The following is a 16,163-nucleotide window of genomic DNA, read 5'->3' on the forward strand; positions in this document are numbered from 1 at the left end:
TGGTTTTCGAGGTCGGAGGAAAGTTAGGCGAGTAGGATACTCACGCTCCGGGGAAGCGAAGGCTGCTCGCCATTCGTTGTGATTCAGCTTGACCGGGTAGCACGATCTTTTACCTCCTGCTTTATGGCCATCTCCAAAGACCATTCGGGTTGGACTGATCGGGGTTTTCTGCCGCATTATGATCATGCCGAGCTCGTCCAATCCGTAACTTTCCGGTTGGCGGATTCACTTCCAAAGGAAAAGCTGTTGGAATGGGAACACCTGTTGAAAAGCCTCGATGACCGCGAGCGGATTCGGCAGATCGAGCTCTATCTGGATCGAGGGAGCGGTTCCTGTGTGCTTCGTCGTCAGGAGTGTGCGGAGATTGTTGAAAAGGCATTGCTCCATTTTGAGGGCCAGCGTTACCAGCTGATTGCTTGGTGCATTATGCCCAATCATGTTCATGTTCTCATGAAGACCTTCATGGGACATCCCCTCGGTAGGGTCGTTCATTCATGGAAGACCTTCACGGCTCGTGAAATCAATAGGCTTCTCGGCCAGTCCGGACCTTTTTGGCAGGAGGATTACTATGATACCTTCATGCGTGATGAAGAGCATCAGTACAATGAAGTTTTATACATCGAGTCCAATCCGGTGAAGGCAGGGCTTGTTGGGAAGGCAGTCGATTGGCCTTGGTCAAGCGCAGCTAGGAAATGGAGGTGGATGACATAGGCATGTGGGGGGCACGGGCAATCACTGGAATGGGCATCTGTGACGTCCCTGCCTTTGAGGGTTTTCGGGGTCGGAGGAAAGTTAGGCGAGTAGGATACTCGCGCTCCGGCTGCGATGCCGATGGGGGGAGCGCGAGTATGCTGAGCGAAGCGAATGCTACTCGCCATTCTGAAAGAGGCGTGGAGGTGCGGGCAATCTCCGGAATGGGGATCTGTGACGTCCCTGTCGTGGATGGTTTTCGAGGTCGGAGGAAAGTGAGGCGAGTAGAATACTCGTGCTCCGACTGGTTTGTTCAAATTCCACAAATATTTGTTTTACTCATCCGGCGATGTTTGGGCAGCGTTGTGATTGGGTGATGAGCCTTTCAAAGGAGGGCTCGAAACCCCACCGGTTCCCCCTACCGGATAACCATGGATGTTGAACAAGCCAAAGTCTGTACCTGATGAGTCCGGAGAGAAAAGCGAAGATTGATACCGCCAGCGATGGCGAGTTGTGGCGTCTTTTGTCAGCCCCGCGCACACCGCCGGGGGTGATGGCCTATGTGAGGGAAAAGCTGGCCCAAAAGGCTCATGCGGAGACGCTGCGGAAGCTGGAAGATGTGACCCGTCGGCTGAAGCAGGTGGAGGAGACGGGACGCCGCTCCAGCCTGAATGTGCCGACCTTTTGGCTGGCGGTGATGGCCGTCGCGTTCTCGTCTTTCTCGGTGCCCTGGGAGACGGTGGATGAGCGGGTGACCCTGTGGAGTGAGAAGGCGAAAAAGGCTCTGCAACAGCCGCCTCAGCGTCGGGCGAATATGAACGTCCGGGCGGAGAGGATGATCCCTCACGAACCGGAACTTCCTGCGGATTCTTCTTCACCTTTGGCTGACGCTTTGCTGCTGCTGCCGGGTGTGAATACCCGGCCAAGTGCCTTGCCATAAAGTATATCGCGAAGCCCAGTCAGGTCATTGCAGTTCGCCCTGGGTCCAGAAGGTGCTGCGGTCACTGTTGGCTGCGCGCACCTGCTTCACCTGATCCGGGGTGATGGGGCTGGCATCATTGCCGAAATTGGAACGAACGTAGCTGAGCACGTCAGCCATCTGCTGGTCATCCAGGCCCATGGGGGGCATGGGCAGCGGGGCCATTTGTTTGAACTCCTGACCATCCACCTGGATGGGGCCGCTGAGGCCATGGAGGACGATCTTGATGAGGCGGGCGGGGTCACCTTTGATCCAGTCGGTCCCGACAATGCTGGGGTAAATCCCTGGCAGGCCCTTGCCTTCAGGCTGGTGGCAATTGAGGCAGAGGGCATCATAGACGGCTTTTCCTGGGTGGGTGATGACTGGAGCGGCGTTGGCGATCTTTTTGACATACTCCGCCTGGGCGGGTTGCTGAAAGGTGAGGGTGGCCAGGGCAGGCTGCCACTGGGGCTGGAGGGCACGCACGGCCTGCCGGAGGGCGTAGTCGAGAAACTTGTCCATGGGATGATCCAGCACCTGGGTGGCCACTGCCACAGATTCGGCTTTCGGGATGCGCGCGGTTGCGACGACAGCCTCCAGGCGCACTCGTGGATGCTCATCATGGGCGGCTTTGGCGAGCTGACCGAGTGCATCGGGAAGCCGGTCTGCCCAGGCTCCGACGACGCGGGCAGCATAGGCGCGGATGCGGGCATCCTTGGCGTTCAGCAGGCGGTTGAGTAGGGATTCATTGACGTGCTCGTGGGCCTCATAGACACCGCAAACTTCCATGAGATGATGCTCGTCCGGGGTTTTGGCGATGAATTCATCAGCAGCGGGGATAACATCTTTGGTTAGGCCGTCGAAGAGCAGGCGCTTGGCCTGGTAGCGGGTCCAGCGCTCACGCGAGGCGAGCTGGGCGAGGAGTTCGGCGGGCTTCATTTCGGCCAAGGCTGGCTGCTTTACAGGAGCGCGGCCCTTGGCGGTGATGCGCCAGATGCGGCCATGCTGGCGGTCGCGACGCGGGTCGGCATAACTGGCCTGATAGTGGCCGATGACGGGATTGAACCAGTCGCATAGATACATGGCACCGTCGGGACCGACGCTGACATCCACGGGACGGAAGGAGGGATCGGACGAGGTGACGAGCTTGGGCAACTGGGTGGTTTTATACCCGGAGCCTGCATCTTCGAACCGGTGCAGTTCCACGACGCTGCCGAAGTATCCGCCAATGAGAGCGTTGCCCTGGATGTCATCCGGGAGGGCTCGGGTGCCGATGATCTCGATGGAATTGGTCTTGGGATTGGTATCGAAGAGCATGCCTGTCGGATGGTATTCATCGGGGTCTTTCATGGCGATGAGGCCGGGGGTGCTAAAGTATCCGGCGGGGCGGTCACCGCTTTTGTGGAAGACCTGGTTATAGTCATCGAAGGCGACTCCCCAGCAGTTGTGCCCGGCTTTGCCGCCATTGAAAAAGGCGTCCATCTTCTGGGTGCGTTTGTTATACTTCCAGACACCGGCTTTCTCCAAAATGGCTAGGCCATGGGCGGTTTCTACGCGGGAATACGCGTGCAGGCCCTGGGTGAACCAGAGGCTGCCATCTGGCCCGTGGCAGATGGAATTGACGAGCTGATGAGTATCCCCGATGCCGAAGCCTGAGTATAGAACGGTTTTCACATCGGCCTTGCCGTCGCCATTCGTATCCTTGAGGTGGAGGATCTGGTCAAAGTCGCAGACGTAAACGCCGCCATCGCCGGGCTCGACGCCCTGGACCATGGTGAGGCCTTCGGCAAAGCGGGTGGATTTGTCCGCCTGGCCATCGCCATTGGTGTCTTCGAGGATGAGGATGTAATCGTTGGGCTGGATGCCGGGAAGTGTGTGTGGGTAGGTGGGGGAGCAGGCGACGTAAAGGCGACCGCGCTCGTCCCAGGAGAACTGGGTGGGCTTGGCGACATCGAGTTCTTCGGAAGCGAAGAGATTGATTTCGTAGCCGTCGGCGACGGTGAAGGCGGCGAGCTGCTGGGCGGGGGTGAGGGGCGGAGGGGAGGGCTTTGTAGTCCCGGCTTCAGCCGGAGGGGGGAGGGAGGCAGCTTTTTCTGAACCGGCTGAAGCCGGGACTACAGAGCGGGCTATCGCCAGGATGTGGGCATCGTGGGTGGCGATGAGGGGTTTGTAGCTTTCGAAACTTTCCCGCAGTGAGGGGGCGTTTTCGGAGGGTTTGCCGAACATTTGGGTGACGCGATCTCCGTAAACGAAGGACCAGTTGGCGGGACGCCAGCAGTCGAACCAGAGGCGGTTTTTTTCAACGATGGCGGCCTTGAGGGCGGTGAGGTCATCGGCCTCGCTGATGGAGACGCCGAGCTGGCTGGTGATGAGGCGGGCGACGACGCGCAGACCTTCTTCATTGAGATGCAGGCCGTTGTCGGTGAGGCGCGGCTGGCTGGAGCTGCGCTCGGACAGGGGCGTGTAAAGGTCCACATACAGGGCACCGCGCTGCTTGGCGATGTCCCGCACAGCATTGGCATAAAGGCCGACGTCGTCGTTCCTGAGGGTGAGGTCGGGCGCGTGTGGGGCGTCGGTTTTCTCAAAGGGCATGGGGCCAATGAGGACAAGGCGCGGGGTGCTGCTGCTAAACTGGTCTAACAAACGATTGTAGGATGACTGGAATTCGGCGAGGCGGGTTTTGCCATCGAAGGATTCCACCTGGCCGAACTGGGCGATGACGATGCCTGCGCCGACGGCCTGGAGCTGGCCTTTCCAATCGCCAAAGTTGAGGTCACGCCACTGCTCATAAACGGTATCGCCCTCCCAGGCCATGCTTCGGAAGCGGGGAGCTTTTTCAGCGAGTGCATGGGTGAGGGCGGATTCCAGCTCGCCGGATTTTTGCTCGCGTACGAGGTTGGTCTGACCGGTGAAGACGATGATTTCCTGGTCGCTGACTTCAAATTTTCCATCCTTGAAGGGAGCCAGGACAGAGCGGGCTGCATCCGGCTCACCAAAACGGTTGAGGACTTCCTTTTCACCCGGGACAAGGGCATCGGGTAGTTCTTCAATAACGATGTTGCGGTAGGCGATCTCGGCTTTGCACTTGCCGTGGATCTGGAGGGCGATGTGGCCCTTCATGGCGATGTCTGAGCCGCGCTCGGTGTAGTCCACAGTGCGCACACCATTGACGATGAGGCGGATGCGCTCGGCCTCGGCGATGATCTCATAAGTGTTCCACTCGCCAGGTTTCTCGGCTTTTTCGATGATCTCTTTGACGGCGGTGGCCAGCATCTTTTTGCGCCGGGATTCATCATAAAGGCAGCCGCTGTAACCTGCGCCGATATCCGCCTGATAACCCATCATTTCATTGGGCGGCTCCTGGATGCGGACGGAGCGGAACTGGACGCCACCATTCACAAACCCCTCGGTGCCGACGAGCTTGTATTCGAGCTTGAGGTGAAAATTCCGATACTGCTTTTTGGTGGCCAGGAATTCGTTCTGCGGGTTTCCCTCCAAGGAGCCGCCAACGATGGTGCCATCCACGACGCGCCAGACTTGGGTTGTTTCACCTTCCCAACCATTGAGGTTTTTGCCGTTGAAGAGGGATACGGGGGCCGCAGTGGCTGAGGAGATAAGCAGGCAGGCGAGAAGAAAGCGTAACATGATGAACCTGTGTGAAAGTGGCGGAAAGGGTAAGGTGGGAACCGGTGGGGGGCAAGGCTTGGGGAGTGTTTTAAATTTATCCCCATGTGGGGATTTGAGGGCTTAAAACATTGGGAATGAGATCTTTGCGATGGGGATTTTCATCCCCATGAAATCCCCGCCTGGGGACTGTGGGGATTTTTTGGGGAAGGCGGGGAAAAGGACCGGGGGATGATGTTTTCGTGAACTGGTGTGGTTTTCTTTCAGCGAGAGGGGGAGACGGAGTGGTGTGGGGGCTTCGGTGGTGGGCTGGTGGTAGGAGGGCGGGAGGGGGCTTCGGGGTGGCTTCTGCTCAGGGGACTGAGCAGGCTACTTTTTGGGGAGTGGTGTGGGGTGCTTCGGTGGTGGGTTGGTGGTAGGAGGGCGGAGGGGGCTTCGGAGTGGCTTCTGCTCAGGGGACTGAGCAGGCTACTTTTTGGGGAGTGGTGTGGGGGGCTTCGAAGGTGGGCTGGTGGTAGGAGGGCGGGAGGGGGCTTCGGAGTGGCTTCTGCTCAGGGGACTGAGCAGGCTACTTTTGGGGAGTGGTGTGGGGTGCTTCGGTGGTGGGCTGGTGGTAGGAGGGCGGAGGGGGCTTCGGGGCGGCTTCTGCTCAGGGGACTGAGCAGGCTACTTTTGTGGTGTGGTGGAGGGTATTATTAAATAATGTAAGGTAATATGATGTTGGAGTCAATGCAGGGAGGGGAGGGTGGGGGCGTGGTGGCGGGCGCATTACTTGGGAAGGATGGAGCGGTCTGCCTGGGCGATTTCTACGCCGTTATCGGCCAGCCGCTGCTGGACTTCGGCGATGTGCGCCCGGTCGCGGGTCTCGATGGTGCAGAGCACATGCACCCGGGAAAGGTCTGGGCCGGAGAAGGTGCGGTTGTGGACGATCTCGGTCACATTGGCACCGGCGGCTGCAAGCACGGCTGAAAGGTGGGCTAGGCCGCCTGGGCGGTCGCTTAGCAGCACATCGAACCGGTAGATGCGGCCATCGGCAGCGAGGCCGCGCTCGATCACCCGGCTGTGGGCCAAGGGATCAATATTGCCACCCGTGAGTAAAACGACAACACGGCGGCCTGTGAGATCTGGAAGATGCCCGCCGAGGAAAGCTGCGAGTCCGGCGGCTCCGGCTCCTTCGATCACGCACTTATCCAGCTCAGCCAGCCGCAGCATGGCGAGGGCGAGTTCTTCCTCCCCGACCATGACCATGCGGTTCACTAAGGGACGGGCGATGGCCAGGGTGTTCCTGCCTGCCTCCGCCACGGCAAGGCCATCGGCCAAGGTGTATCTGGTGGAGATACGCACGGGACCGTCTGAGGCCAGCCCGGCGGCAAAACAGGCCGCATTGGCAGGCTCCACGCCGATGATTTGCAGGTCCGGTTTGAGCGCCTGAAGGACGGTGGCGACACCTGCGAGCAGACCGCCGCCGCCGACGGGGACGATGATGGCCTCCGCATCTGGCACCTGCTCGAGGATTTCAAAAGCCAGGGTGCCCTGTCCGGCGATGACTTGGGGATCATCAAAGGGGTGCACATAGGTCAGCTTCTTTTCTTCAGCCAAGCGGGTGGCCTCGCTGCGGGCTTCATCAAAAGTATCTCCATGCAGGACGACGGTGGCACCGAACTGGCGGCAGCGGGCCAGTTTTACCAGCGGGGCAAAGCGGGGCATCACGACGGTCACAGGAATGCCCAATGCGCGCCCATGCCAGGAAAGGCCCAGGGCGTGATTGCCGGCGGAGGCGGCGATGACACCGCGTGAGGACTGTTCCGGCGTCAACTGGGCGAGTGCATTGCGTGCGCCGCGCTCCTTGAAACTGCCCGTGCGCTGCAGATGCTCCTGCTTGCAAAAGATGCGTGCTCCGGTCAGTTCACTCAGGGCGGCGGATTCCACGCAAGGTGTGCGTGCGATGGCCCCGTTCAGACGCAGGCGCGCGGCCATGATTTCGGAGAGCGAGACGGTGCAGTCGGGGGCGGCTTTCATTGTGAAGAAGGGCAGGGGCGAGCAGGGGGCAACAAAAAAGCCCTGAGTCGTGAAACTCAGGGCGGAGGATTAAAAGGCGATTTCTTTGAAAATGGCGCGTTTATCCCTGCCCTGAGAGGGCTCCAATAATGATCACGAGGATCGGCATGGAAAGAGGGGAGAGGGAACGCATTCTAAAGGCAGTGTAGTTTGCTAGTAAAGGCTATGGTGTCAATGCTGGCATGAACGCCGAGAGAGGATTTCGGCCTAACGGATCCTCATTATCCTCAATACCTCAGCAGGTCACGCAGGGCGGCGGTGATGCTATTGGTGGTGGGGCGATGGCTTTTCCAGAGGTTAGGATGGTAGGGGATGGGTGTGTCCTTGGAGTTCAGGCGCATCGGTGGGGCATCGAGCATGTGGAAGGCCTCACTGCTGACGCGGGCGATGATTTCTGCGGTGACTCCACCCCAGGGGAAGGCCTCGCCGACGGCCAGGAGACGTCCGGTGCGAGAGACGGAGGCAAGGATGGTATCCGTATCCATGGGCTTGACACTGCGGAGGTCCACAACCTCCACTTGGTAGCCGTCCATTTGCAGTTCCTCGGCGGATTTCAGCGCTTCATGAAGCATGGCGCTGTAGGTGACGACGGTGGCATCTCGGCCAGGGCGGGCGATGCGGGCCTTGCCTATGGGAAGATTATCCCCGAAGCCTTCGGCCTTGAGGTGGTAATAGAGGAACTTGTGCTCGCAGAAGATGACGGGATCATTGAGCTTAACGCTTTGCAAAAGCATCCAGTAGGCGTCCTCGACGGTAGCGGGGGTGAGGATGACGATGCCGGGATAGTGGGCATAGATGCTCTCCATGCTCTGACTATGAAATGGGCCGCTGCCTGCGGTGCCGCCAGAAGGCATGCGGATGGTGATGGGGCAGGGGGTATTCGTGCGCCAGTAAAGCGTGGCGGCCTGGTTGACGATCTGGTTAAAGCCGACGGATGAGAAATCCGCAAACTGCATCTCAATGATGGGGCGGGCGCCTTCGATAGCGGCCCCGACGGCCATGCCGATCATGGCATCCTCACTGATGGGGGAATCAAAGACGCGTCCGGGGAATTCGCGGCTGAGATTTTTAGTGGCTTTGAAAGCCCCGCCGAAGGTGCTGATGTCCTGTCCGTAAAGGAAGACGTTGGGGTCGGAGCGGAGCGCCTCATACTGCGCCTCGCGAATGGCTTCGAGATAGGTGATACTCATCCGTGCTGTCCTTCTACTAGCCCGCTGGTGGACAGGGCATGCCAGGTTTCCCGGTAGGGATCGGGGGTGGGTTCTTTGCTGGCGATGGCCTGCGCGGCGTCAACTTCGCGGCGGGCCTCTTCCTCCCAGGTGCGGAAATCGGTTTCGGTGGCCCAGCCAAATTCCAGGGCCTGCTGTTTGGCGACCTCAATGCAATCGCGCGCTTCATGTTTGTGCTTGGCGGAATCAGGAATGTAGGAAGCGTCATCATGCTCCCCGTGACCGCCGAGGCGAAGGAGCTTTCCGACGACCATCTGGGGGCCGTGACCGGCGCGGGCGCGGGCGAAGGCGGTACGAAAGGTGGCGACGCAGGCGAGGAGGTCTGTACCGTCCACGCTGTGTCCATCCACACCGTAGCCACGGGCGCGATCCACGAGGTCCTCACAGGCATATTGGCGGGCTGTGGGGGTGGAATAGGCGAACTGATTGTTAGCGACGCTAATGATGAGGGGGAGTTTTTCCACGGCGGCCATGTTCAGACCTTCGTGAAAAGCGCCGGTGGAGGTGCCGCCATCGCCAATACTGGTGGCTCCGACGGTATCCCCCAGCGTGCCGCGCAGGCGGCGTGCAAAGAGGGCACCGGAGACGACGGAAAGGAGGCTGCCTAGATGGGAAATCATGGCCATGAGACCTTCACGGGGCCTTCCCCGGTGGATATTGCCATCGCGACCACGCATGGGGCCGGTCACGACGCCCAGGTAGGTGCGCATGGCGTCCAGAAGGGGCTCGCCATAGGCGATGCGGCCAGCCTGGTCACGAATGAGAGGGCCGTAAATGTCTTTGCCGTAGCGGAGATTATTTCCGGCGGCGGCACTGAATGCTTCCTGACCACGCCCCAGATAAACGCCGCCGACAATGCGGCCACCAGCGCGGTAGAGGCTGCCGAGTTTCTCCTCCAAAATGCGGGAGACGATCATGCAACGCAATGTCTTCAGGAAGTCATCACGCAGGTCCGCAGGGGCGGCGACATCAGGGCTGGATAGCGTTGAGGTAGCAGGCACGGTGGAGATGGATCATTCTTTGATGGCAGCGGGGGATACCAAATCGTGAGACGTTTTCACATTCCCACGGGATTGTCCAGAGGGGAAAATGGTGGAAGAAGGGTATGCGGCCTGGGAGTTCTCATTTATCAGAGAATAAGGAAGCGGCGGCGGGACTGTGATGTGAGGGAGCTGGTCTTTATGGCTAGCAATACCGGAGGAAATTTTCCCTTTATCAAAGCAGGGCGCTGGGTAGCTCTGGAAAAGAGGCCTGATAACAGCGCCCTGCATCGCCTGGGGCTAGGCCCAGAGATTTTCAGGATAGGCACCGGCTGCGACGAGGGCGCGAATGCTGGCGACGACGTCGGCCTTGTCTTCAGGGTAGGTGACGCCGAACCAAGAATCATTGGATTCCAGGACCGTGACATCCGCTTTGCCATCGCGGATGAGGACATCCACTTCTTTGGGCACATAGCACTCGGACTTGAGGTCGGTGCCGCTGGTTTCCAAGAATTTGGTGAAGGCGGTGCGCAGGTGGCCGAAGATGTCCGGGGTGAAACCGAAGAAATTCATGGAGACGACTTCCTCTCCTGTGAGGGGAAGGGGGGGCTCGGTTTCGCGGTTTTCTGCACCGGTGGAGGTGCGGAAGATCTTGGTCATTTCCGTGACGGAACTGAGCATGCCGTCAGCACCGCGGGTGCATACGCCACGGGCGACGCTGCCGTGGTCTGAAAGGGTGTTTTTCAGATAAAAACCGACCATGGAGTAGTGGCTCTTGCCGTCTTCTGGGCGAGGGGAGGAGAGATCTGCGCCGATTTTAGCAAAGGCATCGCGGCCATAAAAGTCATCCGCATTGATCATGAGAAAGGGCTCATTGACGACGCCTTCCGCTGCCAGCACGGCATGGGCGGTGCCCCAGGGCTTGGTGCGACCTTCTGGCACGGAGAAGCCGACGGGGAGATCATTGATGTCCTGGAAGGCATAATCGACGGCGATCCGGTCGCCGAACTTGCTGCCGATCTGATTGCGGAACTGCTCTTCAAAATCCCGCCGGATGACGAAGACGACTTTGCCGAAACCGGCGCGGATGGCGTCAAAGACGGAATAATCGAGCACGACCTCGCCGGAAGGGCCCATGGCATCGAGCTGTTTGAGACCGCCGTAACGACTGCCCATGCCGGCAGCGAGGATGAGGAGAGTGGGTTTCATGAAATATAAAAGAGGGGAAATTAGAAGGGCTGCACTGATGGGCAGGGCATGCGAGGCGTCAACAAACGTTGAGGTGGCATTTTTTTGGAAGGAATAGAGAGGCGGCTGCACTATTGGTTAGCCGCGCGGTGCTGCCCTACTAAAGAAGGGTGCTATCGTCTTCCCGCTCCAGCTTGCCGACTTTCTTTTTAATGGTTTCGAGCTGCACGGTCATTTCATGGAGGGCCTTCAAACAATCGCCCATGGTTTCGCCATGCTGGAGGTGCGGGAGGGCAGGGTGGATCTTCATGAATTGAAGGGCGATGGTTTTGCAGGCGTCACGGATTTGCTGAATGGCTTCGGGGCGGGTCATAATGAGGGTGTAAATGGCCAGGAAAGAGAAAGTTGCCAAGCTGAGGAGCACTTTTGGTGAAGATAAATGAAGAAATGCACAAAAAGAGACTAAAATGTCTTTGACAGAAGGCGCTTACCATCTACCCTCAATCCACTTTTTCACCAAAAGAGCCGGGGTGTATTGTCGCCTGATCTTATTCAGGATAGACCATGTGTCCCGGTTTTGTTGTCGAAAGAGGAGGAGATTCTTCGTGAGTCGCCGCCGGATAAATTTTGCTGATGTAGCTCAGTGGTAGAGCACGTCCTTGGTAAGGACGAGGTCGAGGGTTCAATCCCCTTCATCAGCTCCAGCGGAGTCATGCACAGGAATCGCCGTTACACGACAAACGAACATTCTAGCGCAATAACCTCACCATCAACTCATGGCTAAAGAAGCATTCCAACGCAACAAGCCGCACGTGAACATTGGCACCATCGGCCACGTTGACCACGGCAAAACCACGCTGACAGCGGCGATCACGACGACACTCGCAACCAAAGGGTTTGCAGAAGCTCGCAAGTATGATGACATCGACGCTGCTCCTGAAGAAAAGGCACGCGGTATCACCATCAACACCGCTCACGTGGAATACCAGACCGAAAAGCGTCACTACGCTCACGTTGACTGTCCTGGACACGCTGACTATGTGAAGAACATGATCACCGGTGCTGCCCAGATGGACGGCGCTATCCTGGTCTGCTCTGCAGCCGACGGCCCAATGCCACAGACCCGTGAGCACATCCTGCTCGCTCGTCAGGTGGGTGTGCCAGCCATCGTGGTCTTCCTTAACAAGGTGGACATGGTGGACGACGCCGAACTCCTCGACCTCGTCGAAATGGAAGTTCGTGACCTCCTTTCCAAGTATGAATTCCCTGGCGACGACATTCCGATCGTCAAGGGTTCCGCCCTCAAGGCTCTCGAAGGTGACGAAGCGCAGCGCGCTAACATCTTCAAACTCATGGACGCTGTGGATGAATACATCCCGCTTCCTGAGCGCCCGATCGACCAGGACTTCCTGATGCCAGTTGAAGACGTGTTCGCGATTGAAGGTCGTGGCACTGTTTGCACGGGCCGTGTGGAGCGTGGTATCGTCAAGAAGATGTCCGAAGTCGAAATCATCGGCATCCGTGACACCATCAAGACCACCGTCACCGACATCGAAATGTTCCGCAAGCTGCTCGACGAAGGTCGTGCTGGCGACAACGTGGGTCTCCTCCTTCGTGGCGTGAAGAAAACCGACATCGAGCGCGGTCAGGTCATCGCCAAGCCAGGTTCTGTGAAGCCTCACAAGAAGTTCCAGGCTGAGATCTACGTCCTTTCCAAGGACGAAGGTGGCCGTCACACTCCTTTCTTCAACAACTATCGCCCACAGTTCTACTTCCGCACCACGGACGTGACTGGCAGCGTGACCCTTCCTGAAGGTGTTGAAATGGTGATGCCTGGTGACAACGTCTCGATCACTGTCGAGCTGATCACCCCGATCGCTATGGAAAAGACCATCCGTTTCGCTATCCGTGAAGGTGGCAAGACAGTGGGTGCCGGTCGTGTGGCCGACATCCTCGACTAGTCTGCGTTTTATTGTTCGCTTGTCAAAGCCGTCGTAGAATCTGGCGCACAGGTTCTGCGGCGGCCCCTTCATCGGGAGGCAGGCAGACATGATCGCAATCCGCAGGAAGAATGCACATACAGGTCAGTAGCTCAGTTGGTAGAGCGGCGGTCTCCAAAACCGCGTGTCGGGGGTTCGAGTCCCTCCTGGCCTGCCATCCTTCCTTCTTTTACGTTAGTATTTTCCGTTGACGCCCGATTCACATGAGCAGCATCCGCACCTATCTTGGTGAAGTTTACATTGAACTCAAGAAAGCCAATTGGCCGTGGGACCCGAAAGAAAAGGGTTTTGCGAAATACAAGGAGCTGATCGATTCGACGATTGTCGTTTTTATCGCGATGCTTTTGCTTGGTGCTTTCGTGGCATTTTTCGACACCGCTTTGCGCGGGGCTTTTGAGGCCTTGGCCAAGTGGATCGCCGGCTGATTACAGCCAATTTTTTTTAATTTAATACTCACCGATTGACTATATGGGAGCTATCCCCGCCCCTCGCGATCAATGGTACGTGATTCACGTGCGCTCCGGCTTCGAACAGAAAGTCCGGGACAGCATGGTGCGCCGTATTCAGACAGAAGAGATGGGTGATTACATCTTTGAAGTGCTTGTGCCTACGGAGCGTGTCTCCGAAGTGAAGAAAGGCAAGCGCTCGGAGACCAATCGGAAGTTTTTCCCCGGTTACGTGATCGCCAACTGCTACCTGCTTAACGAGCACAATCAGCTCGTGGACCGCACGTGGTATTTCGTCAAGGAAACCGATGGTGTGCTCAACTTTGCAGGTACCAAGGATCATCCGATCCCCATGCGTCAGCGTGAGGTGGACGGGATGCTGGCCCAGGTGCGCGACAAGGATGACTCGGTCGTGCCGAAGATCGCTTTCACGGTGGGCGACAGCGTCCGCGTGGCAGACGGTCCATTCGAGAGCCAGACGGGTATCATCGAGGAAATCGATCCTGAGCGCGGCGTGTTGCGTGTCTCGGTGAACATCTTCGGCCGTTCTACTCCGGTGGACCTCGAATACTGGCAGGTGGAGAAAGCCTGATCCAAGCCAACTGGCGGTCCTGATTATCGAGGGGCCGCTTCTATTAAATCTCAAGCAAGCGAACAAAAAACATGGCCAAAGAAATCGTCAAACTCATCAAGCTCCAGATCAAGGCTGGTGCTGCTAACCCCGCTCCGCCCATCGGTCCTGCGCTCGGTCAGGCTGGCGTGAACATCATGGCCTTCTGCAAGGAGTTCAATGCTGCCACGCAGAAGTCCAGCGGCGACGTCCTGCCGACCGTGATCACGGTTTACAAGGATAAGAGCTTCACCTTCATCACGAAGCAGCCCCCTGCTTCCAACATTCTGAAGAAGGTGGCGAACATCGCCTCCGGCTCTGGCGAATCCGCCAAAAAGAAAGTTGCCAAAATCAGCAAGGCCCAGCTTCTGGAAGCTACCAAGATGAAGCTGGTGGACTTGAATACTACTGACCTGGAGCGTGCCTCACGCATCATGGCCGGAACCGCCCGCCAGATGGGCATTGAAATCACCGACTAACCTAAGCGCAGGAGAACGGATCCCGTTCGACAGCACTGCATCGACCCCATGATAACAAGAAGCAAAAGATATAAGAAAGCTGCCGAGATGGTTCCGGCAGGAAAGACCTTTTCCCTTGAAGAGGCAGCAGAACTCGTGCGCAAACTCCCTGGCACGAAGTTCAACCAGACCGTGACCCTGTCCTTCCATATGGGTGTCGACCCGAAGAAGGGCGACCAGATGGTTCGTGGCACTTGCCCGCTCCCTCACGGTTCCGGTAAAAGCGTCCGTGTGGCTGTTTTCGCCACCGGTGCTGCTGCGGATGCAGCCAAGGCCGCCGGCGCTGAGCTGGTCGGTTATGAAGACCTCATCGCCCAGGTGAAGGACGGCAAGATGGATTTCGATGTCGCCATCGCTACCCCAGCTGCCATGAATGAAGTTCGTAAACTTGGTAAGCAGCTCGGACCTCGCGGTTTGATGCCTAACCCAAGAACAGGTACGGTGACGGACGACGTCGCTGGCGCTGTGAAGGCTGTGAAGGCTGGTCGTGTGGACTTCAAACTCGACAAAAACGGCAACATCGCTGCTACTATTGGCAAAGTCGCCTTTGATGTGAACGCCCTGGCCGAAAACGGCAGCGCGCTGATCGATTCCATCGTCCGTGCCAAGCCTGCCTCTGCCCGTGGCAAGTATGTGCACAGCATCACGCTGGCTGCGACGATGTCGCCTGCTCTGCGCATTGATGTCTCCAAATACGTGAAACTGTAATTCTGAGGAAAGACACCCATGAAAGCTGAAAAGACACTCCTCATTGAAGACCTGCTGAGCCGGGTCAATGCATCTCCGTTCCTCTTCGTCGTGGACTACACGGGCTTGAAAGTGGATAAATTTGCCGAGCTGCGTAAGCGCCTGAGCGCCTGCGGTGCCGAAATCCACGTGTTCAAGAACACTCTGGTGAAGAAGGCCGCTGAGCGCGCCGGATACCCAGGCGACCTCAGCACCCACCTCGTCGGCCAGAGCGCCTTCGTGACTGGTGCCCAGGACGTCTGCGCTGCCGCCAAGACCCTGAAGAATTTCACCGCTGAGTTCACCAAGCCGGTCGTGAAGGCTGGTGTGCTTGACGGCAACCTCCTGGACGCCAATGGCATCAAGGTGCTGGCTGACCTTCCTTCCAAGGAAGTGCTCCAGTCCCAGTTGCTCGGAGTCCTTCAGGCCCCTGCTTCCAAGCTGGTCCGCCTCCTCAACGAGCCTGCTGCCTCCCTGGCACGCGTGCTCAAGGCAAAAAGCGACGCCGCTGGCGAAGCTGCAGCAGCTTAACACCCACCCCTTTGATCAGATGGCCCTGTTATCGGGGCCTGAACGCAACATCCAATGGTTCCTTGCCGGAGCGAAAGCTTTCTCTCTTAAATCACCCGATGCTTCGGGAAACGGCGACACCGACACACTATTATGGCAGACCTTACAAAAATCGTTGAAGAACTGAGCGGCCTTACGGTCCTCGAAGTCGCAGAACTCGTCAAGTCCCTCGAAGAGAAGTGGGGCGTGAGCGCCGCTGCTCCTGTCGCAGTCGCCGCCGTTGGTGGTGGTGCAGCTCCTGCTGCCGCTGCTGAAGAGAAGACTGAGTTCGACGTCATCCTTACAGATGCCGGCGCTAACAAAATCTCCGTCATTAAAGAAGTGCGCGGCGTTGTTCCTGGCCTGGGCCTGGCTGAAGCGAAGAAGCTCGTTGAGAGCGCTCCGCAGAAAGTCAAGGAAGGTGCCAAGAAAGAAGAAGCTGAAGAGATCAAGAAGAAGCTCGAAGCTGCCGGCGCCAAAGTGGAGATCAAGTAACCTCCTGTCCTTTCCCGTGTGCCGTCTTTACGGCGGCGCACGGTTGAAAGGAGTCTCACAAAGAACCTCCTTTCTGAAAAAATTTAAATCTC

15 protein-coding genes and 2 tRNA genes are annotated in these 16,163 nt (G+C 57.9%); 11 read left to right on the forward strand and 6 right to left on the reverse strand.

Annotated elements, in window-relative coordinates; translation table 11 throughout:
• The first annotated feature begins 123 nt into the window (after window positions 1–123).
• Complete coding sequence (locus EI77_RS20320) at window positions 124–711, forward strand: REP-associated tyrosine transposase (protein WP_133797148.1); 588 nt, start codon at window positions 124–126, stop codon at window positions 709–711.
• A 442-nt stretch (window positions 712–1,153) separates the two neighbouring features.
• The gene (locus tag EI77_RS20325; protein ID WP_133797149.1) at window positions 1,154–1,630 is read left to right on the forward strand and encodes a hypothetical protein; all 477 of its coding nucleotides are present in this window, start codon (window positions 1,154–1,156) and stop codon (window positions 1,628–1,630) included.
• A 24-nt stretch (window positions 1,631–1,654) separates the two neighbouring features.
• On the opposite strand, the gene EI77_RS20330 is transcribed toward EI77_RS20325, so the two are convergent.
• From EI77_RS20330 to EI77_RS20355, 6 genes are all read right to left on the reverse strand, one after another.
• On the reverse strand, window positions 1,655–5,293 hold the full coding sequence (locus EI77_RS20330; RefSeq protein WP_133797150.1) for a PVC-type heme-binding CxxCH protein: 3,639 nt from the start codon (window positions 5,291–5,293) through the stop codon (window positions 1,655–1,657).
• A gap of 747 nt (window positions 5,294–6,040) precedes the next feature.
• Window positions 6,041–7,291, reverse strand: coding sequence for a threonine ammonia-lyase (ilvA, locus tag EI77_RS20335; protein ID WP_133797151.1), 1,251 nt, complete (start codon window positions 7,289–7,291; stop codon window positions 6,041–6,043).
• 266 nt (window positions 7,292–7,557) lie between these two features.
• Window positions 7,558–8,520: an alpha-ketoacid dehydrogenase subunit beta gene (locus tag EI77_RS20340; RefSeq protein ID WP_133797152.1), complete on the reverse strand. Its 963-nt coding sequence runs from the start codon at window positions 8,518–8,520 to the stop codon at window positions 7,558–7,560.
• Entirely contained in the window at window positions 8,517–9,560 is a 1,044-nt protein-coding gene (locus tag EI77_RS20345; RefSeq protein WP_243838963.1) for a thiamine pyrophosphate-dependent dehydrogenase E1 component subunit alpha, read from the reverse strand. The genes EI77_RS20340 and EI77_RS20345 overlap by 4 nt, the downstream gene beginning before the upstream one ends.
• A gap of 279 nt (window positions 9,561–9,839) precedes the next feature.
• A complete protein-coding gene (locus tag EI77_RS20350) occupies window positions 9,840–10,748 on the reverse strand; it encodes a nucleotidyltransferase family protein (protein ID WP_133797153.1) in 909 nt (302 codons plus the stop codon).
• Window positions 10,749–10,887: 139 nt separating this feature from the next.
• The gene (locus tag EI77_RS20355; RefSeq protein WP_133797154.1) at window positions 10,888–11,100 is read right to left on the reverse strand and encodes a hypothetical protein; all 213 of its coding nucleotides are present in this window, start codon (window positions 11,098–11,100) and stop codon (window positions 10,888–10,890) included.
• A gap of 256 nt (window positions 11,101–11,356) precedes the next feature.
• Here EI77_RS20355 and EI77_RS20360 point away from each other — a divergent pair.
• From EI77_RS20360 to rplL, 9 genes are all read left to right on the forward strand, one after another.
• Window positions 11,357–11,431, forward strand: a tRNA-Thr gene (locus EI77_RS20360).
• A gap of 72 nt (window positions 11,432–11,503) precedes the next feature.
• Complete coding sequence (gene tuf, locus EI77_RS20365; RefSeq protein ID WP_133797155.1) at window positions 11,504–12,688, forward strand: elongation factor Tu; 1,185 nt, start codon at window positions 11,504–11,506, stop codon at window positions 12,686–12,688.
• Between the two features lie 120 nt (window positions 12,689–12,808).
• Window positions 12,809–12,884 (forward strand) — tRNA-Trp (locus tag EI77_RS20370).
• Between the two features lie 46 nt (window positions 12,885–12,930).
• Window positions 12,931–13,152, forward strand: coding sequence for a preprotein translocase subunit SecE (locus EI77_RS20375; protein ID WP_133797156.1), 222 nt, complete (start codon window positions 12,931–12,933; stop codon window positions 13,150–13,152).
• Window positions 13,153–13,195: 43 nt separating this feature from the next.
• Window positions 13,196–13,765 (forward strand): transcription termination/antitermination protein NusG, encoded by a 570-nt coding sequence (gene nusG, locus EI77_RS20380; RefSeq protein ID WP_133797157.1) that lies wholly within the window; start codon window positions 13,196–13,198, stop codon window positions 13,763–13,765.
• Window positions 13,766–13,836: 71 nt separating this feature from the next.
• On the forward strand, window positions 13,837–14,262 hold the full coding sequence (gene rplK / locus EI77_RS20385) for a 50S ribosomal protein L11 (RefSeq protein ID WP_133797158.1): 426 nt from the start codon (window positions 13,837–13,839) through the stop codon (window positions 14,260–14,262).
• Window positions 14,263–14,310: 48 nt separating this feature from the next.
• Window positions 14,311–15,009 (forward strand): 50S ribosomal protein L1, encoded by a 699-nt coding sequence (gene rplA, locus EI77_RS20390; protein ID WP_133797159.1) that lies wholly within the window; start codon window positions 14,311–14,313, stop codon window positions 15,007–15,009.
• Between the two features lie 18 nt (window positions 15,010–15,027).
• Window positions 15,028–15,558: a 50S ribosomal protein L10 gene (rplJ, locus tag EI77_RS20395; protein ID WP_133797160.1), complete on the forward strand. Its 531-nt coding sequence runs from the start codon at window positions 15,028–15,030 to the stop codon at window positions 15,556–15,558.
• Window positions 15,559–15,690: 132 nt separating this feature from the next.
• Window positions 15,691–16,071, forward strand: a complete 381-nt coding sequence (gene rplL, locus EI77_RS20400; RefSeq protein ID WP_133797161.1) for a 50S ribosomal protein L7/L12 — start codon at window positions 15,691–15,693, stop codon at window positions 16,069–16,071.
• Window positions 16,072–16,163: the final 92 nt, after the last annotated feature.

Origin of the sequence: Prosthecobacter fusiformis (assembly GCF_004364345.1) — a bacterium.
GTDB classification, from domain to species: Bacteria; Verrucomicrobiota; Verrucomicrobiia; order Verrucomicrobiales; family Verrucomicrobiaceae; genus Prosthecobacter; species Prosthecobacter fusiformis.